19 protein-coding genes and 1 other RNA gene are annotated in these 24,116 nt (G+C 59.5%); 9 read left to right on the forward strand and 11 right to left on the reverse strand.

Annotation, left to right across the window (positions count from 1 at the left end):
- Positions 1 to 73: 73 nt before the first annotated feature.
- A complete protein-coding gene (nadC, locus tag FX982_RS10980; RefSeq protein WP_172610650.1) occupies positions 74 to 922 on the reverse strand; it encodes a carboxylating nicotinate-nucleotide diphosphorylase in 849 nt (282 codons plus the stop codon).
- A gap of 384 nt (positions 923 to 1,306) precedes the next feature.
- On the opposite strand from nadC, the gene FX982_RS10985 reads away from it, so the two are divergent.
- The 5 genes from FX982_RS10985 to FX982_RS11005 all read left to right on the forward strand — a co-directional run bounded on the left by FX982_RS10985 (position 1,307) and on the right by FX982_RS11005 (position 9,097).
- Positions 1,307 to 3,547, forward strand: coding sequence for a DUF1631 domain-containing protein (locus FX982_RS10985; RefSeq protein WP_172610651.1), 2,241 nt, complete (start codon positions 1,307 to 1,309; stop codon positions 3,545 to 3,547).
- Positions 3,548 to 3,670: 123 nt separating this feature from the next.
- Positions 3,671 to 4,219 carry a 1,6-anhydro-N-acetylmuramyl-L-alanine amidase AmpD gene (ampD, locus tag FX982_RS10990; protein ID WP_172610652.1) on the forward strand — a complete coding sequence of 183 codons (549 nt, stop codon included), beginning with the start codon at positions 3,671 to 3,673 and terminating at the stop codon, positions 4,217 to 4,219.
- A gap of 15 nt (positions 4,220 to 4,234) precedes the next feature.
- Positions 4,235 to 5,071: a regulatory signaling modulator protein AmpE gene (gene ampE, locus FX982_RS10995; RefSeq protein WP_172610653.1), complete on the forward strand. Its 837-nt coding sequence runs from the start codon at positions 4,235 to 4,237 to the stop codon at positions 5,069 to 5,071.
- Between the two features lie 334 nt (positions 5,072 to 5,405).
- Positions 5,406 to 6,815 carry a putrescine-ornithine antiporter gene (potE, locus tag FX982_RS11000; RefSeq protein WP_172610654.1) on the forward strand — a complete coding sequence of 470 codons (1,410 nt, stop codon included), beginning with the start codon at positions 5,406 to 5,408 and terminating at the stop codon, positions 6,813 to 6,815.
- Positions 6,812 to 9,097, forward strand: a complete 2,286-nt coding sequence (locus FX982_RS11005) for an Orn/Lys/Arg decarboxylase N-terminal domain-containing protein (protein ID WP_172610655.1) — start codon at positions 6,812 to 6,814, stop codon at positions 9,095 to 9,097. Before potE ends, FX982_RS11005 begins: the two co-directional genes overlap by 4 nt.
- Positions 9,098 to 9,139: 42 nt before the next feature.
- On the opposite strand, the gene FX982_RS11010 is transcribed toward FX982_RS11005, so the two are convergent.
- The 4 genes from FX982_RS11010 to FX982_RS11025 form a co-directional block, all read right to left on the reverse strand.
- Positions 9,140 to 9,412, reverse strand: coding sequence for a hypothetical protein (locus FX982_RS11010; protein WP_172610656.1), 273 nt, complete (start codon positions 9,410 to 9,412; stop codon positions 9,140 to 9,142).
- A 103-nt stretch (positions 9,413 to 9,515) separates the two neighbouring features.
- Positions 9,516 to 10,364, reverse strand: coding sequence for an HPP family protein (locus FX982_RS11015; protein ID WP_172610657.1), 849 nt, complete (start codon positions 10,362 to 10,364; stop codon positions 9,516 to 9,518).
- Positions 10,365 to 10,551: 187 nt separating this feature from the next.
- Positions 10,552 to 10,833 (reverse strand): hypothetical protein, encoded by a 282-nt coding sequence (locus tag FX982_RS11020; protein WP_172610658.1) that lies wholly within the window; start codon positions 10,831 to 10,833, stop codon positions 10,552 to 10,554.
- A 473-nt stretch (positions 10,834 to 11,306) separates the two neighbouring features.
- Positions 11,307 to 12,485 carry a sugar transporter gene (locus FX982_RS11025; protein WP_172610659.1) on the reverse strand — a complete coding sequence of 393 codons (1,179 nt, stop codon included), beginning with the start codon at positions 12,483 to 12,485 and terminating at the stop codon, positions 11,307 to 11,309.
- A gap of 392 nt (positions 12,486 to 12,877) precedes the next feature.
- Between FX982_RS11025 and FX982_RS11030 the strand changes: the two genes are divergently transcribed.
- The gene (locus tag FX982_RS11030) at positions 12,878 to 13,081 is read left to right on the forward strand and encodes a DUF6021 family protein (protein WP_122535404.1); all 204 of its coding nucleotides are present in this window, start codon (positions 12,878 to 12,880) and stop codon (positions 13,079 to 13,081) included.
- Between the two features lie 394 nt (positions 13,082 to 13,475).
- Positions 13,476 to 13,940, forward strand: coding sequence for a hypothetical protein (locus tag FX982_RS11035; protein WP_172610660.1), 465 nt, complete (start codon positions 13,476 to 13,478; stop codon positions 13,938 to 13,940).
- Positions 13,941 to 14,026: 86 nt separating this feature from the next.
- Here the strand turns inward: FX982_RS11035 and ssrA are convergent.
- The 5 genes from ssrA to FX982_RS11060 form a co-directional block, all read right to left on the reverse strand.
- Positions 14,027 to 14,418: a transfer-messenger RNA gene (ssrA, locus tag FX982_RS11040) on the reverse strand.
- A gap of 113 nt (positions 14,419 to 14,531) precedes the next feature.
- A complete protein-coding gene (locus FX982_RS11045; protein WP_172610661.1) occupies positions 14,532 to 14,822 on the reverse strand; it encodes a hypothetical protein in 291 nt (96 codons plus the stop codon).
- Between the two features lie 210 nt (positions 14,823 to 15,032).
- Positions 15,033 to 17,843: an FAD-binding and (Fe-S)-binding domain-containing protein gene (locus FX982_RS11050; RefSeq protein ID WP_172610662.1), complete on the reverse strand. Its 2,811-nt coding sequence runs from the start codon at positions 17,841 to 17,843 to the stop codon at positions 15,033 to 15,035.
- Positions 17,844 to 17,915: 72 nt separating this feature from the next.
- The gene (gene lldD, locus FX982_RS11055) at positions 17,916 to 19,061 is read right to left on the reverse strand and encodes an FMN-dependent L-lactate dehydrogenase LldD (protein ID WP_122622782.1); all 1,146 of its coding nucleotides are present in this window, start codon (positions 19,059 to 19,061) and stop codon (positions 17,916 to 17,918) included.
- A gap of 66 nt (positions 19,062 to 19,127) precedes the next feature.
- On the reverse strand, positions 19,128 to 20,834 hold the full coding sequence (locus tag FX982_RS11060; RefSeq protein ID WP_172610663.1) for a lactate permease LctP family transporter: 1,707 nt from the start codon (positions 20,832 to 20,834) through the stop codon (positions 19,128 to 19,130).
- 415 nt (positions 20,835 to 21,249) lie between these two features.
- Between FX982_RS11060 and FX982_RS11065 the strand changes: the two genes are divergently transcribed.
- Positions 21,250 to 22,017 (forward strand): GntR family transcriptional regulator, encoded by a 768-nt coding sequence (locus tag FX982_RS11065; protein ID WP_122535409.1) that lies wholly within the window; start codon positions 21,250 to 21,252, stop codon positions 22,015 to 22,017.
- An 81-nt stretch (positions 22,018 to 22,098) separates the two neighbouring features.
- On the opposite strand, the gene smpB is transcribed toward FX982_RS11065, so the two are convergent.
- Positions 22,099 to 22,581: an SsrA-binding protein SmpB gene (gene smpB, locus FX982_RS11070; protein WP_065987620.1), complete on the reverse strand. Its 483-nt coding sequence runs from the start codon at positions 22,579 to 22,581 to the stop codon at positions 22,099 to 22,101.
- A gap of 127 nt (positions 22,582 to 22,708) precedes the next feature.
- Between smpB and FX982_RS11075 the strand changes: the two genes are divergently transcribed.
- Entirely contained in the window at positions 22,709 to 24,112 is a 1,404-nt protein-coding gene (locus tag FX982_RS11075; RefSeq protein ID WP_172610664.1) for a sodium-dependent transporter, read from the forward strand.
- Positions 24,113 to 24,116: the final 4 nt, after the last annotated feature.

Raw genomic sequence — 24,116 nt, forward strand, 5'->3', positions numbered from 1 at the left:
AAGGGCCTCAAGCCCATAACAAGCAGAGCCCGACCAGCCGTCGCAGTTCAACCTTTAAGACGTTGCCAGCCCCTCAGAGGCTCAGTCGCATCGACAAATCCACCGCCTTCACGTCTTTAGTCAGCGTCCCAATGGAGATGTAATCAACGCCGGTTTCAGCAATGGTCCTCAAGGTCGCATCAGTCACGCCGCCGCTGGCCTCCAGCTTGGCGCGGCCCGCCGTGAGGCGCACGGCTTCGCGCATGTCGTCCAGGCTCAGTTCGTCGAGCATGATGATGTCGGCGCCGCCATCGAGGGCTTGTTTGAGTTCGTCGAGGCTTTCCACTTCGATTTCCACAGGCTTGCCCGGTGCGATCTTGTGGGCGGCGGTGATGGCTTCCGCAATACCGCCACACGCGGCGATGTGGTTTTCCTTGATCAGGAAGGCGTCGAACAAGCCGATGCGATGGTTATGGCAGCCGCCGCAGGTGACCGCGTATTTCTGCGCCATTCTCAGGCCCGGAAGGGTTTTGCGGGTGTCGAGCAGTTTGACCTGAGTGTCCGCGACCATGTCGGCATAATGCTGCGCGCGGGTGGCGACGCCTGACAGCAGTTGAAGGAAGTTGAGCGCGCTGCGTTCGCCCGTCAGCAAGGAGCGGGCGGGGCCTTCTAGATGGAACAGCGCCTGATTGGGCTGCACGCGATCACCATCAACGACCTGCCAATGCACGGCCACTCGCGGGTCAAGCTGACGGAAAACCGCATCGACCCATGCTGTACCGGCAATCACCGCTGCGTCGCGGGAGATCACCGTGGCCTTCGCCAGTCGCTCCGCCGGAATCAGCTGCGCGGTGATGTCGCCACTGCTCACATCCTCCAGCAACGCGCGGCGTACGTTGGCTTCGATTTCAGCAGCGAGGGCATCAAGACGTAGGTTTGGCATAACGAGCTCCACGGACTAAGTGCGCCGAGTATATGGCAGACGGGTGTACCAACCTACGCGCGGCAAGTGTCCAGTCGGATGCATTAGATGCACTTTGTCGGTTTTTTTCTTGGTTATGCGACAGATTGCGATTTCCGTGGTCTATCGCTGCACATGTCCCTTCGCCGCCTTCTATCATTCCAATAAAGGCGAAGAGTTCGCTGGCGAGCGACCCGGTTTTACTCGATACTTTCGCCTTGTATTTGACGTCATGGTGTTGACGTTAGCCTGCAACATCCCCAGGGATAAAATTTTGAGATCCGTTCGAATGGAGTCGAGTCTTCATTCGCTGCGGGGTGTAACTGTTGTCTGAGCAGTTGTGTCGACGGTGTGAAGGAGTCCTTGATGCAGAACGACGGTAACAAAGTGGTGCCCTTGAAGGCAGGTGCGGATCATTCGGGATCCTCGCCTGTTGCTCGGCTGCCCGTCGTTTTGCTTCAGGTTCGTGACCGGGCGGCGCAGCAGCTCAAGGAAAGCCTGCAGACGCTTTTCGATAATGCTGACGACACGCTTTTCGAAATGGCCGACCGTGCTCACAACAACACTGAGCAGAACATTTTTTTCGAAGCCATGCGCGACTTGCGCCTGAAGCGTAAAAGCATCGAGCGCAATTTCCTCGACAAATTCTTTGAAGCGTTCCTGCGCCTGGGTCAGTACGAAGTTTCTGAGCCCCCGATTCCCGAGCCTGTCTCCTACGACAAGCTTGCGTTGGTCCATAACGATGATCTCGAGCGCACCGTGGCGGTTGATGCCATGGTGGTCAAGGTCATGAGTCGCGACGGTATCGCCCTGGGTCAACTGACCACGCGTTTGAACGTACTCATCCCCCAGCCGTTGACCGACGAGACCAATCCGTTGGGGCCGACGCTCCTGTGCGACTATTTCCTGCAGGCCGGGCGCAGCCTCGGCGTTGAAATCAAGGTAAAGCTGATCATTCTCAAGCTGTTTGAGAAATACGCCTTGAGCAACGCTGATCAGCTTTATGAGGAAGCCAACCAGTTGCTGATTTCCGCAGGTGTATTGCCGGAACTTAAGGCATTGCCGTCCCGCCGCTCCACTGATCGTATCGCCAGCGTGCCGCCTTCGAGCGAAGCCGTGCGCGCCGACAACGCCGCCATTCTCCAGGCGACGGAAAGCCTCGATAAAAGCGTGCAAGACGTGTTTTCGGCGCTGCAGGAGTTGCTGGTGCACGTGCGTGGAAATCTGACGCCGCGCCCCGATTCGGTGACTGAAGCGCGTCCGATTTCAAGCCAGGACTTGCTGCGTCTGCTGTCCCACTTGCAGCAGTACGTCCCGAAAGTCGAAGACAGCGACGACTTCGACCTCCGCGCCCAGCTTGAGCAGTTGATCAGCCGGGTGAGCGCGAGAAGCGGCAAGTTTCGCGTCGTCGGCACGATGGATGAGGACGTTATCAACCTCATCTCGATGCTCTTCGAATTCATTCTCGACGACCGCAATCTGCCAAGTTCGCTGCGCGCGTTGATCGGCCGTTTGCAGATTCCGATGCTCAAGGTCGCGGTCATCGACAAGAGTTTCTTCAGCCGTGGTAGCCACCCTGCGCGCCGGCTGCTGAACGAAATCGCGTCAGCGGCGCTTGGCTGGGGTGGTCGCGACGACACCCAGCGCGACTCGCTTTATGCCCGCATCGATCAGATCGTTCAGCGTCTGCTCCACGATTTCGTCGATGATCCGGCGATCTTCACGGAATTACTGGTGGATTTTCTGGCCTTCACCAGCGACGAGCGCCGCCGCAGTGAGCTGCTCGAGCAGCGCACCCGTGATGCAGAACAAGGCCGCGCGTTGGCAGAGTTGGCACGTCAGCGTGTGCAGCAGGCGCTCAACGATCGCCTGCTTGGCAAGACGCTGCCGCAGGTGGTTGTTCGCCTGTTGCAGGAGGCGTGGAGCAAGGTGCTGTTGCTCACATGCCTGAAGCACGGCGATCAGTCGGCTGAATGGGCGTCAGGTCTTCAGGCAATGGACGATTTGATCTGGAGCGTCGAGCCCCATGACGAACCGGATGCTCGACAGCGTTTGCTTGAAGTGGTACCTGGGCTGCTGAAATCCCTGCGCGACGGCCTGAGCAGCGCGGCTTTTGATCCCTTTGCCACCAGCGAATTCTTCAGCCAGCTCGAAGTGCTTCACGTCCAGGCGTTCAGCCATGTGCCGCGGACGCCAAAAGGCGACGCGGAAGGCGATCAGCCCCAGGCTGCTGACGGCCCGACGATGATGGCGGTGGTCGAGGAGATCGTGCTGGTCGGGCCCGGCGAGCAAATCCAGAGCGAACCGTCGATGCAGCTTCCTGCCGATGACGAAGGCTTGATGCAGGTCGAAAAGCTTCGTCTCGGCAGTTGGGTCGAGATCCACGAGGACGAATCCCACAAGCTGCGCTGCAAGCTGGCGGCGATCGTTGAGCCGAGCGGTCGCTACGTGTTCGTCAATCGCACTGGCATGAAAGTCCTTGAGAAAACCCGGATGGGTCTGGCGGTGGAGTTCCGTCGCGGCACGATTCGTGTTCTCGACGACGCCCTGCTGTTCGACCGCGCACTGGAGTCGGTACTGGGCAATCTGCGCAAGCTCAAGGGCTAAGCCCCGATCGGTCCTACGACTTCCGACTGCGAATCTGTGCGCTTTCTGCGTAGATTCGCCATCCACATCCTTTCCTGTCGCGGGCATACTGCGCGCTGTCGTTTTACGCCCTAAGGACTTCCCATGCATCTGGACCCTGCCACCGGCTGGTGCCACGGCGCGCAGCAATGCCCTTCACCCAATTTCAATGCGCGGCCGGAAAACGAAATCTCGTTGCTGGTGATCCACAACATCAGTCTGCCACCCGCGCAGTTCAAGACCGGCAAGGTCCAAGCGTTTTTCCAGAACCGGCTGGACGTCACAGAACACCCCTATTTTGAAGGCATCGCCGAGCTGCGGGTGTCTGCGCACTTCCTGATTGAGCGCGACGGAGCGGTGACGCAATTCGTGTCGTGTCTGGATCGTGCCTGGCATGCAGGTGTGTCAGTCTTCGAGGGGCGCGAGACGTGCAATGATTTTTCCATTGGCATAGAGCTGGAAGGCACTGATGATCAACCTTTCACCGACGCGCAATATGAGGCGTTGGTCGAGCTGACCCGCCAGCTGCAAGCGGCGTGGCCGACGATTACGACGCAACGCATATGTGGTCACAGCGATATCGCGCCGGGGCGCAAGACCGATCCGGGGCCGTGTTTTGACTGGGCGCGGTTTCGTGCCGCCTTGGATGTTTGAAATGAGGAACAGCTGATGAGTTTTCTGGTTTTGCTGCTGGCGGTCTGGATCGAGAAGTTCTCGGCCCTGCGCCGGCGTATCCAGCGCGATGGGCCATGGCTCAATCAATTGAGTCGGCTGGAATCCAACCCGCGCTCGGCCAAACGGCCGTGGTGGATTCTGATGGTGACGGTTGTGCTGCCTTTGGTGGTCCTGGCCCTGATATTGGTCATTGTCGGCTCGGTGGCCTATGGCTGGCTCGCGCTGCCGATCCATTTACTGGTGCTGATTTACAGCCTGGGCCGTGGCGACGTCAAAGCCACCCTCGGCTCGTTTCGAGACGCTTGCCGTCGGGGCGATCAGGAAGCAGCAGTGCTGGTTGCCGAACGTGATCTGGGGGTTCAGGCCGAGAATGAAGAACAGCTCTTGGGCGGCGCTCAAACGTATTTGCTGTGGCAGATATATCAGGGCTTTTTCGCGGTGATTTTCTGGTATTTCGTGCTCGGCCCGGTTGCCGCGTTGGCGTACCGCTTGCTGGCGCTGGCCTCGGAGCACGGCAAGACACCAGCGGTGGTTGAGCGCGCGACCCAGGCAAGGCATGCCTTTGATTGGGTGCCCGTGCGTTTGCTGGCGGCCAGCTTCGCACTGGTCGGAAACTTCGTAGCGGTCAGCCGCGTGATGCTCAGCGAATTGCTGAACTGGAACATCAGTGCCTCGCGCCTGATCAGCAAAGTCGGCTGTGTCGCTGGCGAGGTTCCGGCGCCCGTGGTGGGCGTCGAGGGCGTCAACAGCCTGGACGTATTGTGGGAATTGCTCATCCGCTCGGCCATCGTCTGGTACGTCGGCTTTGCGTTGATCACGTTATTCGTTTGATCGTCGGGAGCCGGCAACCCGGCTCCTGTATGCCCTTGTTCGCTTGACCCCTCGCGCCCCTCCGGAATACGCGGTGTTGTCGCTCCGCGACATGGCCGTTGATTGACATAGATCAATACCCCGCCGGTTCTTGACGCTATCCTCTTTTGCCTTCGGCATACGGCGCCATCTCTCTGAACTCACAGTTCTTTTCAATCTTATTAATCCTTCAAAAACATAACTAGCCCGAGCAAAGGTGGCTTGTCGCCAGCAACTAGCGATCGGCTGTTTCTTGATTAACAAGAATCCTTTGCTATAGCTAAACCCTCTCACTTCCTTCAAATAGGGCAAAGGAATGTCAGTCGCTAAGAAAATGAGCGTCGGCCAGCTCACGATGTTGACTGCGGTCAACATGCTGGGGTCCGGCATCGTCTTGCTGCCTACCAAACTGGCCGAGGTTGGCGGCATCTCCATCCTTTCGTGGTTGATCACCGCCACCGGCTCGCTGGCTCTGGCCTACGCCTTTGCGCGATGCGGCATGCTCAGTCGCAAGACCGGTGGCATGGGCGGTTACGCTGAATACACCTTCGGTAAATCGGGCAACTACATCACCAACTACACCTACGGCTTGTCGTTGTTGATTGCCAATGTGGCGATCAGCATTACTGCGGTGGGATATATCCAGACGCTGTTCGATATCAAGTTGGGTTCGCTTGAAGTGGGCCTGGCGACCATTGCTCTGTTATGGATTACCACGTTCGCCAACTTCGGCGGCGCGAGTATTACCGGCAAGATAGGTGCAGTGACCGTGTGGGGCGTTATTGCCCCTGTGGTGCTGGTTTCGACAATCGGCTGGTTCTGGTTCGACAGCAGCACTTACGCTGCAGGATGGAATCCCCATGACAAAACCTGGTACGAAGCCGCGGGCGCTTCGGTGGCGATCACGCTGTGGGCGTTTCTCGGCCTGGAGTCGGCGTGCGCCAACGGCGATGCGGTGGAGAACCCCGAGAAGAACGTGCCCATCGCAGTGCTTGGCGGGACCCTCGGCGCAGCAGTGATTTACATCTTGTCGACCAACGTCATTGCGGGCATCGTCGATAACGCGGAACTGGTTTCTTCCACCGCACCCTTCGGGCTGGTGTTCGCCAAGATGTTCAACCCCATGATCGGCGACATCATCATGGGTCTCATGGTCCTCGCCTGCGTCGGCTCGCTGTTGGGCTGGCAGTTCACGGTGGCTCAAGTATTCAAAAGCTCCGCAGACACCGGTTACTTCCTGCCGATCTTCGCCAAGGCCAACAAGCACGGGGTGCCCATCATCAGCATGCTGATTCTGCTGGCGATCCAGACCGCACTGGCGCTGTTGACCATCAGCCCCGACCTGGCCAAGCAGTTCGACACACTGGTTAATCTCGCGGTGGTTACCAACCTGGTGCCGTACATCCTGTCGATGGCAACACTGATGACTCTGCAAAAAGTCTCCAACGTGCCGCCGAAAAAGGCGCTCATCACCAACATCGTGGCCGGCATCGCGACCGCGTACAGCTATCTGGCGCTGTACAGCTCCGGCGCTGAAGCGTTGATGCTCGGCGGGGTAGCAACCATCGTCGGCTACACGCTGTTCGGCTTCGTTAACACTCGCCTGATCAAACTCGAAGCGCTGAACAACAGCGTGCCGACCCAGACCGTCGCGGCGCAGCACATCGTCGGCGAGCCGATCCCCGTCAATAACCTGAACCTGGCCACCCTGGAGACTCGACCATGAGCGACAACAGACACTTGCTCGGCATGCTGGCGCTGCTGGTCAGCAGCCAGCCCGACAAACGCAGCGTGTTCGGCCGGGCGCTGATCCAGCTGATCAGCGACGTCGAAGAGCGCGCCATCAGTGTGCTGACCTCCGAAAGCTTGAGTGATGCGAAGTCGATTCTCAGCTCTGATCCGGCGATCCAGTGTGTGTTGCTCAGTTGGGAAATGGACAGCAGTGACGACCACAAGGAATGCATCGATCTGCTCACCACCTTGCGTGAGCGCAATACCCGGGTGCCAGTTTTTTTGATCAGCGATCGCAGTACGGCGTCGAGCGTGCCGCTGATCGTCATGCAGCACGCCGATGACTTCATCTGGTTGCCGGAAGACACCAGCCGTTTCCTCAGCGGACGCATCATGGCGGCCATTGAACGCTACCGTCAGGCGGTGTTGCCACCGATGTTCGGCGCGCTGCTGAAGTTTGCCCGCAGCTACGAATATTCATGGCACACCCCGGGCCACGCCGGCGGCACGGCGTTTCTGAAGAGCACCGCAGGCCGCGCGTTTTACGAGTTTTTTGGCGAGAACCTGCTGCGCTCCGACCTGTCGATTTCGGTCGGCGAACTGGGCTCGTTGCTCGACCACAGCGGCCCGATCGGCCAGGGCGAACGCTATGCGGCCAAGGTGTTTGGCGCCCACCGCACGTACTACGTGACCAACGGTTCATCGATGTCCAACCGGGTGATCCTGATGGCCAGCGTGACCCGTGACCAGATCGCCCTGTGCGACCGCAACTGTCACAAGTCCGCCGAGCACGCAATGACGCTGTCTGGCGCGATCCCGACCTACCTGGTGCCCACCCGCAACCGCTTCGGCATCATCGGCCCGATACTGCCGCAGACCCTGAGCGCGGAGAGCGTCAAAGCCGCCATCGCCAGCAACCCGCTGGTCAAAAGCCACATCGACCCGACGCCCGTGCATGCCATCGTCACCAACTCTACTTACGACGGCCTGACCTACAACGTCACGCGCGTCGAAGCGTTGCTGGGGCAGAGCGTTGACCGGCTGCATTTTGACGAAGCCTGGTACGGCTATGCGCGGTTCAATCCGCTGTACAAAGACCGCTTCGCCATGCACGGCAGCCCGGACGATCACGATCCGTCCAAGCCCACCGTGTTCGCCACGCAGTCGACCCACAAGTTGCTTGCGGCGCTGTCCCAGGCCTCGATGATTCATGTCCGTAACGGCCGCAACCCGATTCCCCACGGGCGGTTCAACGAGTCCTACATGATGCACGCGTCGACCTCGCCCAATTACGCGATCATGGCGTCCTGCGATGTCAGCTCGGCGATGATGGAGGCGCCGAGTGGACAGATTCTGACCAACGAATCCATCGAAGAAGCGGTGGCGTTCCGGCAGGTTATCTCCCGCATGCAAACTGACATGCAGAGCCGCGATGACTGGTTTTTCTCCTGCTGGCAGCCGCCTTCAGTGCAGGTCGGGGCGACGGCGATTCCGTTTCACGAAGTCGATCCCGTCCGGCTCAAGACCGATCCGAATTGCTGGGTCTTGCACCCCAACGAGGTGTGGCACGGCTTCGGCGACATCGAAGACGGCTACTGCATGCTCGATCCGATCAAGGTGTCCATCCTCAGCCCGGGCATGGGTGACGACGGCAACCTCCTGGACTTTGGCATTCCAGCCTGTGTGCTCAGTGCCTATTTGGGGCACCAAGGCATCGTCGTCGAAAAGACCACCGACTTCACGATCCTTTTCCTGTTTTCCATCGGCATCACCAAGGGCAAGTGGGGCACGTTGGTCAACGCGTTGCTGGACTTCAAACGCGACTACGACACCAACCTTGAGCTGGAGCTTTGCCTGCCCGATTTGCTCACCGCGAATCAGCAGCGCTATGCCGGGATGGGGTTGAAGGATCTGGCGGAAGACATCTTCGCCGCGATGAAAGAGACCAAGACCACGGCGGCCATGTCGAAGGCGTTCGGCACATTGCCCAGGGCGGAGTTCAGCCCGGTGGAGGCGTACGAGAAGTTGGTCAAAAACGAAGTGGAGCAGGTCACCCTGGAAGAGGCCGCGGGGCGCATTGCCGCGACGGGCATCGTGCCGTATCCGCCGGGCATTCCGCTGTTGATGCCCGGGGAAAACGCAGGGCCAGCGGACGGGCCGTTGCTGGCCTATCTTCGGGCGCTTGAAAGCTTTGATCGCTCATTCCCCGGGTTCACTCACGACACCCATGGGATTGAAAACGAAGCGGGGGTTTATCGGATGCTGGTGCTGAAATAGCTACAGTGCTGAGTGAGGTGAGCCGTCTGGCGCACCTCCGGCTCAGTTACTCTGGGCCTTTTGCAGCGCCTGCTGCGTCAGCGCCACACACTCACGCCCACCGTCATCGTTGTGCCGCGCCAACGCCGCTTCGGCGCGGTGCACGGTCGTGTCGATATCGCTTTTGACCGCGTCGCTAAGGTTGGGATTGGCGACTTTGGCGTCACGAACCTTGCTCAGGTTCATCTGGCACTGATTGTTGTCGTCGTTGGCATACGCCACGAAGGGCAGGGCACATACAGTCAGGAGCAAGCCGGCGAGCAGGGCGTGTTTCATGTGGGTTTCCGCAGAAGTAGGGGTGTGGCTCGTTATCTGTACGAGCTTTGCGCATCAGACCTCAGATTCCGGATTTCCACCAGTGGGTGCTTGGCGCGAGCTGTCACTTGACCAGCGTGATGATGCCCACCACTTTCTTGTCTTCGTCCAGCACCGGCAGGTATTTGCTGTCATTCCCAGCCAGCATCTTCATTGCGTCAGCCATCGAGTGCTCAAGAGACAGGCTTTGCGTGCTGCGCGACACAAGCCGAGCGGCGTCGATATCGGAACGGTTGCGCCGCAGCGCGTGTTCTTCGGTCTTGTGCAGAATCTCCTCGAGGTCCTCGCGAGAGACATCGACGAACTCGCCCATTTCTGCCAGCGCTTTGTCTAGGTCTTCAGCGTTGAAGCCGTCGCTGTTGAGTGGCACTTGCTCGGGCACCGGCAGCTCCCTGGCCTGCGCCTTGGGGTAACGCACCCTGGTCAGGTTGTTGTAGATGAGCGCGCCGGCCAGCAGGCATACCGCGTTGAGCATCACCGGGCCAAGCACGTGCAGGCCCATGGGCGACAGCTCGTTCTTCGACGTGACGATGCAGATGGCCACCGCGGCAGCGGGCGGGTGCAGGCAGCGGAACACGCACATCAGCAGGATGGACGAGCAGACCGCCAGGCTGGCGGCGTTAATGGTGTTGCCAAGCAGCCTGATCGATAACAGCGCTACCAGTGCGGCGATCAGGTAACTGCCGAGGATCGACCACGGCTGAGCGAGCGCGCCGGTCGACACCGCAAACAGCAGCACCGCCGATGCGCCCACCGGACCCAGCAGGTGCAGCGTGATATCTATGCCGTACAACTCGCGGCAAAACACAGCGCTGACGAAGATGCCCAGGCACGCGCCAATTGCGGCGCGCCACCACTCTGCAGGATGAGTGTTAGACGAATGGGGGATGAAACTGCGTAAGAGGTTTTTCACGATCAGCAAATTTTATAAGGGGGGAAAGTGCTCGGGATTCTCAATGCATTGGTCAACGAAGGCAAACGTGAATAGAGCTAGATTCACCACGCCGGAGACACGGGGCAAATGCGGCAAAAAGAAAAACCACCCATGTCGCCAAGGTCGGGGTTACCTGGCTGCATGGATGGCGTTGTTCAATGCTGCGTTACGCGCTGCGCGACTGAGCTGACTGTCGAGCTCGGCGTGCAGGTCGGGCCTCTTCAACTTCCAGCAAGTGCATGGCCAATACGTCAGTCAAAAACCGGAACTGATCGTTGAAACCCACCACCTCATTGCTGAAGTGGTTTTCCGCCGACGGCATCATGAAGCCGCCGAAGCGGTTGTCCTCAACGAGACCATGGCTATTTTTGCGGGCGATGACATGTTGTGAGTAATAGTTCTTTCCGAATGTGGGAAAGCTAACGTGCAAAGTGACGTCTCGGGTCATGTCGATTGCTCCGCATCTAACAGCAAGTTGAAAGCGTGAAAGGTGCTGATAAGTGTCAGCTACTTGGCCTTAGTTGGCCGGTGCCACAACACGACTGTCCGCTTCGTCCGCGGTCATCAAGACCGATCCCAGATCGAAGAGTTTGAGGGCGACGACGTAGCTGGTGAGTGCTGCGAGCGTCAAGCAAGTAAGGAGATGAACGATCATTTTCCTGCCCTCGGTCGTGTTTGGGTGTGAGGGCGATGGTACGCCCATGAGTTGTGAGCGGAAGGCATTCGCGGGAATGTTGGTTATCGATGGGAATGATGGACCGGTCGCTGTGGCGCGGCGAACGAGTTCATGGGGGAGTGAGTTTGCCCACGAGCACGGCTTTGAGACGCCGGCTGTCTAGCGGATACGCAGCTGTTTTGCGAGGAGGCTTGAGCGACGTCACGGTCGCTCCCGCCTTCCTGACTGCGTTCGGGGTTTCGCCTCTATGCCCGAATGGTTTCGCCATAGCGATGGGTCGCCAGGCACGCCAGCAGCAGGCCGCTGATCGCTACCATCCCGCCGACCAGACCGATATTGGCCACGCCGAGCTGGCTGATCACCACACTGCCGAGCAGCGCGCCACCGCCGATACCGATGTTGTAGATGCCTGAATGCAGCGCCATTGCCACGTCTGTTGCATCCGGCGCCATCGCCAGCACCTTGGACTGCATCACCAGACCAAAGCACATGATCGCCATGCCCCAGACCACGCTCAGCACACCCATCGACGATGAGTTGCCGGACAGCGGGAGCAACAGAATCAGACAGGCCGCCAGGGCGCCGATCGCGGTGATCAGCAGGCCACGTGGGTAACGGTTGTTGTAGCGGCTGAAGATCACCGATCCGATGATGCCGGCACCGCCGAACAGCAAGAGGATGACGGTGGTCATGTCGCCGGTCATCTTCGCCACGAGCTGTGCGAACGGTTCGATGTAGCTGTAGGCCGTGAACTGCGCGGTGACCACCAGAGCCGTCAACAGATAGAGCGACATCAATGCCGGGCGCTTGAACAGCATCGGCAGGCTTTGCAGCGAGCCCGAGTTCTGGCTTGGCAGCAGCGGCAACGACTTCATCAGCACCAGCACGGTCAGGCCTGAGGCAATGGCAATCGCAAGGAATGTTGCGCGCCACCCCAGCGCTTCACCCAGCACGCGCCCCAGCGGAATACCAAGCACCATCGCCAGCGCGGTACCGGTGGCCAGCAGGCCGAGGGCTTGAACCTGCTTGCCCTCTGGCGCCACCCGTACGGCGAGCGATGCGGTGACCGACCAGAACACGGCGTGGGCCACCGCAATACCGACGCGACTGACCAACAGCATGCCGAAGCTCGATGACAGGCTCGACATCACATGAGCGGCGATGAACGTCAGAAACACAAACAACAGCAACTTGCGTCGCTCGATATTGCGGGTCAGCAGCATCATCGGCAGCGAGGTCAGCGAGACGATCCACGCGTACACCGTCAGCATCAGGCCGACCTGTGCGGTGGTCATGTCGAAGCTGTGGCCGATGGCGCTCAACAAACCCACCGGCACGAATTCGGTGGTGTTGAAGATGAAAGCTGCCAATGCCAGCGCGATGACGCTCAGCCAACTTCCGGTGGGTGGGTTAGTGGTATTCATTAAAACGAATGCCCTCCTTAATAATTCGGTTGGCCGCGTCCTCAACAAAAACGCCGACAAGCAGGAAGACCGCTCGAGGCTTTTGCCTAGGCGGTGCATGCGGTCAGCTGAATATTATGAGTATGGGGAGATGCGACGAGATGTTGCGGATTCTACGCCGTTGTAAACGTTGTCACAACGCAGGTCCGGGTTGAGAGGGGCGTTCATTTGTCGCAGCCTCGCTACCTCTGTGGCTTCTGGCATCAGAAAAGAAGGAGGGAGCAGTGAGATCCGCGTTCGACGTAAGGCGCCGTTGACGAAACCGCCCGTCTAATCCGCGGCACTTGGAGCGCTCGCGGGCTTCTGATGGTCATGGTGCGGACAACTCGCACGTAAACGAGGAGATCGAATTCATGGCTAATGACACTTCGCTTACAGGGACCAGCGCGCAGACGGATCCGGATAAGGATCTTGGGTTTAATGAAGAATCGCCCGATGTCTCCGATCCGCAGGTTGACCCTACTGAGCCCGCGCGTACTGAGAACGATCCGGTGACTGAAGAGCCAACCACTCGCCGTGGGAATGATGAGCCGTTGCCGGGGAAGGGCGGGGTCTGATCGACTCGCGCTGAACCTAAAAGCCCTGCTGATTCGAGCGGGGTTTTTTTTGTGGCTATGGCGGTGTTCTAAGGCAGTGCGGTGTTTTAGGGTAACGAGCATTCGCGGTAGGTCACCGCTCTCAGTGGGACCGGCTTTAGCCGGGAAGGGGCCGGTGTGAGCGCCATCAACTTCGGTATCGCATGGCCTCATGCTGTGAGTGTCTTCCTGGCTATCTCTCATGCCTTACCGGCTAGGGCCGAACAAGATGAGTACAAGCGCTGTTCCAATGGGAGTGGCGATCAGATTTCTCGATCCGCCCCGAGACGAATGCTGGCTTGGCGCCTGACCTGCTTGCAAAGATCGAGTGACCGTGTAACACCAATTTCGAAGTCGATATTTTCAAGGAGTCATCGTGCGTAAGACGCTTTGTGTCCTCATTGCCCTGCTGTTGGGAGGCTGCGCTTCGAAAGTGGTGGAGTATGCCGCAGCACCGATCACCGACGAGCAGGCAAAGTCTGTGATTGAGCAGGTGCTTATGGAGCAGCCTCAAAAGACCAGACCCGAGCAGGTCATCATTACTTCGGAATACATCGCTTACGGCAGCGGCGTAGTTTCCGAGACCAATGGATTCGCGAGTGCGATGCCGTTGGGCAACGGCGCATTCGCTGCGGGCACGTCGAGAACCAATTCGAAATCGCTAGTCACGCGAATTTATTTCAACTCAATTGGCGACGTGAAGCTTTACTCCAAACGAGGACGTTGGGTAGTCATCACCCGCAGTCAGGCGGGTTCTGTTTTGAACAATGTGCTGGTGGACAATCAGGCAAAAGCTCAACGGTTTGTGGATTCGATGGTGCATTTTAGAAAGGGATTATGACGCCTTGGCTTGCGCCGGCGCGGTGTCCAACACATCAAAATCCAGGCACAAAAAAAGACGTCCGGGGACGTCTTCTTTTTAGGATTTGGTGGAGCCGGGGGGATTTGAACCCCCGTCCGCCAGTACTCCGCTTTCGGGCCTACATGCTTAGCCGTGTCTATTAAGTTAACCCTCAGCGACCCGACGGGCAGGGTGCTTTGGGCGAGCTGTGTAAGTTTTAGCCGATTCGTCCACAGCGTACTGCACGGCGATCCTGTTCTATATGACAATCACTTTGGGTTTACAGGCATCCCCTGGTGATTGCTGGAGCCGAAGCTACCAGAAGGAAGGCTAGCACCGCTTACGCGGCGAGAGCTTGTTCCCCGTAGGTTTCGTCATTGGCAACTATAGAAAGTTGCAACAGTGGATTTACGACTTCTGTTACCAAGTCGGCATGCCCCTAGAGTTTCATCACCGGCGTCGAATCCTAATCGGCCCCAATTCTGCTGCTCTAGCAGTCAGGCGGCGGAGTCTACCCGAATCAATGAGATACGTCGACCGTTCGCCTGACATTCCGCTCGCGACGGCGTTGGGCCAGTCGCGATTCGGGCATTACTTGGCGGCACCGCCGTCGCTGCCGTCACCGCCGGTTTTCAGCTCGGTGATTTTCTTGGTGGTGATCGAGATGCACTCTTTGTCATTGCCGCTTTTTTGCGCGGCAGTGGCATCGGCGACGGTTTTTTCAATGTCAGTCTTGCTGTCGCCGGTCAGGTTGGTGGTGGTCGACGCCTCAGCATTTTTCAGTGCCGCGATGTTCGCGCCGCACAGGTCATCAGCAGCGAAGACCGGGGAACCCAACAGTGCAGCGGTAAGAAACAGTCCAGTCAGTGCGGTGCGCTTCATGTGTATCTCCTTGAGCCTGTTGACTCGGTATCGCCGACTGATTCCGCCGGTGCCCGAGATAGAGGAAAAAAGCGCCGAATGGGTTGTGGCGCTTAAAGAGATGGACTGCCGACCATCGCAGGGGTTCTATTTTTTTTCATCATGCTGTGAAAAAGCCACGTTGCCGGATGTTTCGAGATAATGGTGCCATCTACGCCCCATTTGTGTGCATCAAGCGGTTCTTGGTTGAGTCACCCTGTCCACGAGATAGACCAGACCGTGATAGTCGATACCGCCGTGCTGCGTGAGCCCGATCTCGCACGTCCGGCTGGTCGAAATGCCTTCATCGCAGAATTGAACAGCGTCTTTCAACGAGCGCAGCGCATGGGCATTCAGCTCGGGCGTCATGAACCCTTTATCCCCCGCGAACCCGCAGCAATGAATACCTTCGGGGATGACCACATTCACGCTGCACATCCGTGCGAGGTCGATCAGCGCCTGGCTCTCGCCCAGGTGTTGCGTGCTGCAGGTGACGTGAACAGCGATGGGCGCCTGCTGCGGGGTGAACACCAGTTTGTCCAGCAGATGGGTGCGGATGAAACGCACTGGGTCGTACAGGTCGAGTCGGGTTTCCTTGAGGTCTTGAACCAGGCGCAATGTGCAGGGACTGGTGTCGCAGTAAATCGGATCGAGCCCGCCGCGGCTGGCCTTGGTCAACGCGGCAAGCAGTTGCTGACGCTTGCCTTCCGCCTGTTCGGCGTAGCCCTTCGAGGCGAAAGGCTGGCCGCAGCACAGGCTGTCCTGGTCTTCCGGAAACACCACCTGATAACCGGCTTTCTCCAGCAGCTTTTGGGTCTTGTCCATCAGCGACATCTGTTCGCGATCACCTGCCGCAGGCCCCATGACACGGGACACGCAGGCCGCCAGATAAACCACGCGAGGGCGCTGATCTTCAACCGGCGGGGAGAATCGAATAGCGTGTTCTGGCTGCGGCATGGCTGGCGTCCACTGCGGCACGCGGCCTGAGGACGCCTTGCTCAGCGCGCTGGATATCTTCGCAAGCCTCGGTGCGCCAAGCAGCATGCGGGCGCCATTGGCCGCATGCAGCGTAAATCGCGCGCCCTTCATGGCTGTCGCAAAGTGCTGACCGATCCAGCTCGCGGCCTTGTCATGATGCGCTTGCTGCCCGCGAAGCTTCTTCACCAGCTCGCCGGTATTGATGCCGACCGGGCAACGCTGCGCGCACAAACCGGTGGCAGCGCAGGTGTCGATGCCCTGGTATTGGTAGTCGCGCTCCAGCTGAGTTGTGTCGGTGCCTGCGCGTTTCTTCGCCTGAATGTCCCGCCACATGACGATGCGTTGCCGTGGGCTCAGGGTCAGCCCTTTCGACGGACACACCGGCTCGCAAAAGCCGCACTCGATGCATTTGTCGATGATCGCATCGGCCGCTGGCATGGGTTTCAGGTGCTTGAGGTGCACCTGCGGATCTTCACTGAGCACGACGTCGGGATTGAGGATGCCAGCGGGGTCGAGCAGCCGTTTGAGTTGCCACATCAGCGCGTAAGCCTCGCGGCCCCACTCAAGCTCCACGAAGGGCGCCATGTTGCGGCCGGTGCCGTGTTCGGCTTTCAGTGAGCCATTGAACTCCACGGCCACCAGGTGCGTGACGTCGTCCATGAAGGCTGAATAGCGCGCGATCTCCTTCGGATCGTTGAAGCCCTGAGTGAAGACAAAGTGCAAGTTGCCCTCCAGCGCGTGGCCGAACAGGATCGCCTCGTCGTAGCGGTGCTTTTCGAACAGCTCGATCAATCGCCGAACGCCGATGGCCAGTTGCTCGACGGGGAAGGTCACGTCCTCGATGATCACCGTCGTACCGGTCTCACGCACCGCGCCGACGGCAGGGAAGGTGTCCTTGCGAATGGCCCAGAGCCGGGCGTTTTCGGTCGCGTCTTCGGTGAAATCGACTTGCTTCTCGACCGGGAAGTGCGCGATTGACGCCATGACCTGCGCCAGTTGTTCGTGCAGCAACGGTCGGGTCGCGGCGCGGGCTTCGATCAACAGTGCGCAGGCACCCTCCGACAGCTCACGAACAAATGCCGGCATGCCTGGCTTGTTCTGCACCGAGCGCAGGCTGCGTCGATCAAGCAGTTCGACGGCAGCGACCGGCTGGGTTTTCAGAACCGTCACAGCGTTGCAGCAGGTTTCGATGTCGGGAAAGACAATCAGCGCCGTCGCTTTACTTGGGTGATCAGGCACCGTGTCGTATGTCACCGCGCTGATGAAACCCAGCGTGCCCTCCGAACCCACCAGCAGATGGCTGAGGATGTCGAGGGGCTCGTCGAAGTCCACCAAGGCGTTCAGCGACAGGCCGCAGGTGTTCTTCAGGCGGTACTTATGGCGAATCTTCGCAGCGAGTTCGGTGTTTGCGCGGGTCTCGCGACCCAGTTGCGCAAGGCGCTCCAGCAGATCGGCATGGCTTACGCGAAAGGCAGCGACGCTGGCGGCGTCCTCGGTGTCCAGGCGGGCGCCGTCGGCGAGCACCAGCCGAATGCCAGCGAGGGTGTGGTAGGTGTTCTGGGCCGTGCCGCAGCACATGCCGCTGGAATTGTTGGCGACGATGCCGCCGATTTTCGCCGCATGCATGGACGCCGGGTCCGGACCGATCTTGCGTCCGAATGGCGCCAGCCAGACGTTGGCCTGTGCGCCGATGACGCCGGGTTGCAAACGGATCTGCGCGCCTTGCTCGCGTATTTCACGGCCGTTCCAGTTGTCGCCGAGCACGATCAACACCGAGTCGCTGATCGCCTGACCCGAGAGGCTGGTGCCCGCCGCGCGGAAGGTCACCGGGACTTTATCGGCCTGCGCCAGTTTGAGCAGCGTCACGACTTCATCTTCGGATTCGACGCGGATGACCAGTTTGGGGACCAGCCGATAAAAGCTGGCGTCGGTGCCGAATGCCAGGGTCGAGAGCGGGTCGTCGAAGCGTCGACCGGCAGGAATAAGGCTGTTCACACCGGCCAGAAACGCGGCGGGCAAAGTCATGCTGTTTTCCTCGTGGGGCATCTCGGTGGCGCTGCGGCCTCTGTCGGGCCGCATGCGGGGAATCGGCGCGAGTCAGGCGCCCAGTTCGCGGACCAGCGAATCACGGGTGATCTCGCTGATCGACTTGGCGCCGGTAAGGACCATTGCGACGCGCATTTCCTTCTCGAACAGATCCAGCAGGTTTTTCACCCCGGCCTCGCCGTGGGTGGCCAAGGCGTAGATGAACGCACGGCCGATCAGCACGGTGTCGGCACCGAGGGCAATCATGCGCACCACATCCAGACCGCTGCGAATGCCGGAGTCCGCGAGAATCTTCAGATCGCCTTTCACTGCGTCGGCAATGGCGGGCAGCGCACGGGCGCTGGACAACACACCATCGAGCTGGCGGCCGCCGTGATTGGACACGACGATGCCGTCGGCGCCGAATTTAACGGCGTCGCGTGCGTCTTCCGGATCGAGGATGCCTTTGATGATCATCGGACCGTCCCAGGAATCACGAATCCATTCCAGGTCTTTCCATGAAATCGACGGGTCGAAGTTGTTGCCCAGCCAGGCGATGTAATCGGTAAGCCCCGTGGGATTGCCACGATAGGCCGACACGTTACCCAAATCGTGGGGCCGGCCGTTGATGCCCACGTCCCACGCCCACTGCGGGTGAGTCATGGCTTGCAAGACGCGGCGCATCGGCCCGCTTTTGCCGCTCATGCCGGAGTGCGCATCACGGTAGCGAGCGCCCGGGACAGGCATGTCGACGGTGAACACCAGTGTTTTGACGCCGGCGGCTTTGGCTCGCTCCAGCGCGTTGCGCATGAAGCCGCGGTCCTTCAGCACATACAGCTGAAACCACATGGGTCGCTTGATCGCCGGGGCGACTTCTTCAATCGGGCACAACGAAACTGTCGACAGCGTGAACGGAATGCCTTTGGCATCTGCAGCGCGGGCGGCCTGGACTTCGCCACGGCGGGCATACATGCCGCAGAGACCAACCGGTGCCAGCGCCATCGGCATGCTCAGGGTTTCACCGAACAGCGTCGTCTCCAGACTCAGCTCGGACATGTTCTTCAGGATGCGCTGGCGCAGCGCGATGCTGGCCAGATCTGAGACGTTGTGGCGCAGGGTGTGCTCGGCGTAGGCGCCGCCGTCGGCGTAGTGAAACAGGAACGGCGGGAGCTTGCGCTGGGCGGCGGCGCGGTAGTCGGTGGAGGCAGAAATGATCATGGGATCTCGCAGATGAGTGAGCGGGGCCGCAGCCGAGCGCATGAAACACGCCCGGCGCTCGTCTGATTAATGAACCAGCATGCCGGTGAACCAGTACGCCTGGGCGTAGGTGATGCAGCCAACGATGGTGGCAAAGAAAATGCTGTGCTTGAGGGTGAAGCGGAACAGGTCGGATTCTTTACCCACCAGGCCAGTCGCCGCGCAGGCCACCGCGATCGATTGCGGGGAAATCATCTTACCGGTCACGCCGCCGCTGGAGTTCGCCGCGACCATCAGCACGTCACTGACGCCCAGTTGATGCGCAGTGGTGGCCTGCAACGAGCCGAACAGCGCGTTAGACGAGGTGTCGGAGCCTGTCAGGAACACGCCCAGCCAGCCGAGAAACGGCGAGAAGAACGGGAACGCGCTACCCGTCCCCGCAAGGACCAGTGCCAGCGTCGAGGACATGCCGGAGTAGTTCATGACGAAGGCGAAGGCCAGCACCATGCCGATGGAGACGATGGCCCAGCGCAGTTCGATCAGCGTTTCTTTGAAAGTGACCACACCTGTTTTAGGGGTAATGCGCAGCACGATCATCGCCAGAATGGCCGAGATCAGAATCGCGCTGCCCGAGGCGGCGAGGAGGTCGAACTTGTACACCGCTGGCATGGCCGTCGGGTTGGCGACAATCGGCGCCATCTTCATGACCAGTTGATCCAAGTGAGGCACCGGGAAGTTCATGGTCAGTGCCTGCAGCGGACCGCCCGCAGCGAACAGCGCCTTGAACGGCTTCAGCGTCCAGATCGTCACGACAACGGTAAGAATCAGGAAGGGCGACCAGGCTTTGATGATGGTGCCTGCCGAGTATGGCGATTTCTTGGTGGTGCGCGGCTGACCAAAGCCACCTGGATTGCCTGGGCCTCCGGCCATGACCGCAGTACCGCCGGACGCACCGGCGACTTGAGCGTCGGTTGAGCGCGCCGGCTGCCAGACTTTCAGGAAGAAGGTCAGGGCCACAAGGCTGACCAATGCGGAGGTGATGTCGGGCAGTTCCGGACCGATGTAGTTGGAGGTTAGAAACTGCACGACCGCGAAGCTGCCGCCTGCAACCAGCGCTGCCGGCCAGGTCTCTTTGACGCCTCTCACACCGTCCATCATGAACATCAGCCAGAACGGCACGAATACCGACAATAGCGGCAATTGACGACCGGCCATGGCGCCGATCTTGAACGGGTCGAGGCCGGACACTTGGCCTGCCACGATGATCGGGATTCCCAGTGCGCCAAACGCCACCGGTGCGGTGTTGGCGATCAGGCAAAGGCCGGCGGCATACAGCGGGTTCAGTCCCAGCCCGACCAGCAATGCGGCGGTGATCGCCACCGGCGCACCGAAGCCCGCTGCCCCTTCCAGAAACGCGCCGAAGCAGAAACCGATCAGCAAGACCTGAATGCGTTGATCGTCGGTGATCGACATGACCGAGCTGCGGATGATTTCAAACTGGCCGCTTTTGACCGTCAGTTTGTAGAGAAACACCGCCGCAATGATGATCCACGCGATGGGCCACAGGCCATAAAGGAACCCATAGCCGGCGGACGCGACGGCCATGTCGGCAGGCATCTGGAACGCGAAGATCGCGATCAAAATGGCGAGCAGCAGGGTGATCGCGCCTGCGATGTGGCCCTTGAGCCGGAATATCGCCAGCGCCAGAAAGAAGAAAACGATCGGAATGACAGCCGCCAGCGCCGAAAGGCCCAAGCCGCCAAGAGGTGTGTAGAGCTGTTGCCAGGTTTGCATGTATGAGGCCCCTAATTGTTTTTGGTTAGGCCCGGTGTCCATGTCTTACGTGCGCGGCTCCTGCAGGCGACAACTGCTTGTCTGTCTTCCTGTCGGCGCTGACGAACGAGTCGCACAGCTCACCAGCTCAAGCGTTCCGCCGTAGGGAAGTGCCTGCGGCGCAGTACGGTGGTAGCCGTCCGGCGCCGGCATTGTAAATTGGTAATACCAATTTACAATGTCTTGGAGCTAGGTTAGAAGCCTTGCTGACGGTGTGTCAATTTATGACGCGTAAACTTTCGTAGCAGCTCGCCCGCATTTCGCCTGAGAGGGAGATTTCTCCTACACCTGACGGGTGAATGTCTGATCGCGATCGGCGAGAATATGCGCCCCGCATCACGTCAGACGGGGCTGCCGGGTTGTGGAGTGAAGGGTTATGGGCTTTGATCAGGTGCGCCAGCGCCGCCTGTCCGACGAGATTGTCGAGCAGCTGGAAAGAATGATTCTGGAAGGCACGTTGAGCTCCGGCGGTCGTCTGCCAGCTGAGCGAGCGCTTGCCGAGCAGTTTGGGGTGTCACGTCCCTCGCTGCGTGAGGCTATTCAAAAGCTTACGGCCAAAGGGCTGCTGGTTAGTCGTCAGGGCGGCGGCAATTACGTCGTCGACAGTCTCGGCTCCACATTCAGCGATCCGCTGCTTCATCTGTTGGAAAGCAGCCCGGAAGCCCAGCGCGACCTGCTCGAATTCCGCCACACCCTGGAAGCCTCCTGCGCTTATTACGCGGCCATACGTGCAACGGATGTCGACCGGCTACGGCTGCGTGAAGCGTTTGATGCGCTACAGGATTGCTACAGCCGTGCGGAAGAAGTGAGCCGTGCGGAGGAGGGCGCTGCAGATGCCAGCTTCCACCTCGCCATCGCCGAAGCCAGCCATAACGCTGTGTTGCTGCACACGATTCGTGGCTTGTTCGATCTGCTGCGGCGCAGCGTGGTCACTAATATCGGCGGCATGTACAAACAGCGCGCAGAAACCCGCGACATGCTGATTGATCAGCATCGTGAGTTGTACATGGCGATTATCGAAGGGCGGGCGGACGATGCCCGAGAGGTGTCGAGCCGTCATTTGCTGTACGTACAGGAGGTGCTGGAGGAAGTGCGCCAGCAGGTTCAGCGCACTGCGCGGGCCGAACGGCGGAACCGGATTTGAAGAGGTTGCACGGCGCCGGAGTGGTTGCGGGCCGTGCGTCATCTACAGGCGCTCCTTTTCGAAGCGACAAGAAAGACTGAATCAGTCTTCCTTGCCCTTGTTACGCACCGCGCGTTGCAGCTCGCGATTGGAGTCGCGTTCGCGCTCGGTGTCGCGCTTGTCGTATTCCTTCTTGCCTTTGCCCAGAGCAATCTCGCACTTGATCAAGTGCTGCTTCCAGTAAAGGGCAAGGGCCACGCAGGCGTAGCCTTTTTGCTGAACAGACGACGTCAGCTTTTCCAGCTCGCGCTTGTTGAGCAACAGTTTACGGGTGCGTGTCGGGTCAGCGATGACGTGGGTACTGGCTGTCGTCAGTGGCGAGATATGGCTACCCATCAGCCAGGCCTCACCGTCTTTGAGCAACACGTAACTGTCAACCAGCTGCACCTTGTTGGCACGCAGGCTTTTTACTTCCCAGCCAGCCAGGACCAGACCGGCCTCGAACTTGTGTTCGATGAAGTAATCGTGACGCGCCTTTTTATTTTGCGCGATGGTCCCTGTGGGATGTTTCTTGAGCTTAGCCATAGGCGACGCATTATAGGGATCAACGGGCGTCTCGGCTATGGGCTCGCGTGCTGAAGCTGCGTGCTTGAGCACGTGGAGTGAATCCCGGACAATGCGCGATCTTTTTTGCGTGTTGGACGTGTCAACGATGTCGACGGACAAGGTTTCGGTTCACGGGAGTTGGGCCAGTCGCTGGGTGTTCATCCTGGCTGCCACCGGCTCTGCCGTGGGGTTGGGCAGCATCTGGAAATTCCCTTACATGGTCGGCGTCTACGGCGGTGGTGCGTTCGTGCTGGTGTTTCTGGCGTGCATCGCCCTGATCGGGATTCCGGTGATGATTGCCGAGACGCTCATCGGTCGCCGTGCACGGCAGAGTCCGGCCAACGCGCTGCGTTCGCTGGCAATCGCCGCCGGGCATTCATCAAAGTGGTCCTGGGGCGCGTTTGCCGGCATGGTCACCGCGTTGTTGATCCTCTCTTTCTATAGCGTCGTCGGCGGCTGGTCGCTCGAGTACATCATTGATGTCGGCAAAGGCGATTTCAAAGGCGTGACGCCTGACGGCGTCGGTGCCTATTTCGGCGAGATGATCGCCGATCCATGGCGTCTGGTGGGCTGGCACACGCTGTTCATGCTGCTGTCGGCGATCACCATTGCCAAGGGCGTCAACGCCGGCCTCGAGCGCAGCTTGCGTATCCTGATGCCTTTGTTATTCGTGCTCATCGTGATTTTGCTGGGCTACAGCCTGACCACCGGGCATTTCATGGAAGGCGTGCATTTCATGTTCGACTTCACGCCCGAAAAGCTGCTGGATGGCCTGCTCCCTGCCATGGGCCACGCGTTCTTCTCACTCAGTGTGGGCGTCGGTTCGATCATGATCTATGGCGCCTACATGACCAAAGAGGCCTCGATCAGCGCAACCGTCGTGGGCGTGGCATTGCTCGACACGTTCGTGTCACTGCTGGCGGGCCTCGCACTGTTTCCGATTGTGTTCGCAGCCGGCCTAAACCCAAGCGAAGGGCCGGGCCTGATGTTCGTTACGCTGCCCTACGCATTTGGTAACGTCGCGTTCGGTACCGTCATGGGCGTGGTGTTCTTTATTCTGGTCGCCGTCGCGGCCTGGAGCTCGGCCATTTCCTTGCTCGAACCCATGGTCGCGTACTTGGTCGAGCGCACAGAGGTTCGCCGCGGCTGGGTGACTTTCTGGCTATCGTTTATCTGCTGGTTCGTCGGGTTGGGGACGGTGTTCTCGTTCAACATCTGGAAGCAGGCCAAATTCTTCGTGAACGAAGGCGCCGGCTTCCATCTCTATCAGTGGGGAGCATCGTCGGGACTGGATTTCTTCGGCGTGATCGATTTCTTCACCTCGCGGATCATGCTGCCGCTGGGTGGTTTGTGTTTTGTGGTATTCGCAGGTTGGGTGATGGGACGCGGCGCGGTGCGTGACGAATTGTCGGTACGCAGCCCGGTTCTGTTCGCTTTAACGTTCTTTTTGATGCGCTATGTGGCGCCGATCGGCATCGTGATTGTCTTTGCCGCTCAGCTTTGGAAATGACGCT

The organism is Pseudomonas graminis, assembly GCF_013201545.1.
In the GTDB taxonomy this organism is placed as follows: Bacteria; Pseudomonadota; Gammaproteobacteria; order Pseudomonadales; family Pseudomonadaceae; genus Aquipseudomonas.

Coding starts and splice junctions, on each gene's coding strand:
- nadC (WP_172610650.1), bottom strand. CDS start 922: ATGCCAAACCTACGTCTTGATGCCCTCGCTGCTGAAATCGAAGCCAAC.
- FX982_RS10985 (WP_172610651.1), top strand. CDS start 1,307: ATGCAGAACGACGGTAACAAAGTGGTGCCCTTGAAGGCAGGTGCGGAT.
- ampD (WP_172610652.1), top strand. CDS start 3,671: ATGCATCTGGACCCTGCCACCGGCTGGTGCCACGGCGCGCAGCAATGC.
- ampE (WP_172610653.1), top strand. CDS start 4,235: ATGAGTTTTCTGGTTTTGCTGCTGGCGGTCTGGATCGAGAAGTTCTCG.
- potE (WP_172610654.1), top strand. CDS start 5,406: ATGTCAGTCGCTAAGAAAATGAGCGTCGGCCAGCTCACGATGTTGACT.
- FX982_RS11005 (WP_172610655.1), top strand. CDS start 6,812: ATGAGCGACAACAGACACTTGCTCGGCATGCTGGCGCTGCTGGTCAGC.
- FX982_RS11010 (WP_172610656.1), bottom strand. CDS start 9,412: ATGAAACACGCCCTGCTCGCCGGCTTGCTCCTGACTGTATGTGCCCTG.
- FX982_RS11020 (WP_172610658.1), bottom strand. CDS start 10,833: ATGACCCGAGACGTCACTTTGCACGTTAGCTTTCCCACATTCGGAAAG.
- FX982_RS11025 (WP_172610659.1), bottom strand. CDS start 12,485: ATGAATACCACTAACCCACCCACCGGAAGTTGGCTGAGCGTCATCGCG.
- FX982_RS11030 (WP_122535404.1), top strand. CDS start 12,878: ATGGCTAATGACACTTCGCTTACAGGGACCAGCGCGCAGACGGATCCG.
- FX982_RS11045 (WP_172610661.1), bottom strand. CDS start 14,822: ATGAAGCGCACCGCACTGACTGGACTGTTTCTTACCGCTGCACTGTTG.
- FX982_RS11050 (WP_172610662.1), bottom strand. CDS start 17,843: ATGACTTTGCCCGCCGCGTTTCTGGCCGGTGTGAACAGCCTTATTCCT.
- lldD (WP_122622782.1), bottom strand. CDS start 19,061: ATGATCATTTCTGCCTCCACCGACTACCGCGCCGCCGCCCAGCGCAAG.
- FX982_RS11060 (WP_172610663.1), bottom strand. CDS start 20,834: ATGCAAACCTGGCAACAGCTCTACACACCTCTTGGCGGCTTGGGCCTT.
- FX982_RS11065 (WP_122535409.1), top strand. CDS start 21,250: ATGGGCTTTGATCAGGTGCGCCAGCGCCGCCTGTCCGACGAGATTGTC.
- smpB (WP_065987620.1), bottom strand. CDS start 22,581: ATGGCTAAGCTCAAGAAACATCCCACAGGGACCATCGCGCAAAATAAA.
- FX982_RS11075 (WP_172610664.1), top strand. CDS start 22,709: ATGTCGACGGACAAGGTTTCGGTTCACGGGAGTTGGGCCAGTCGCTGG.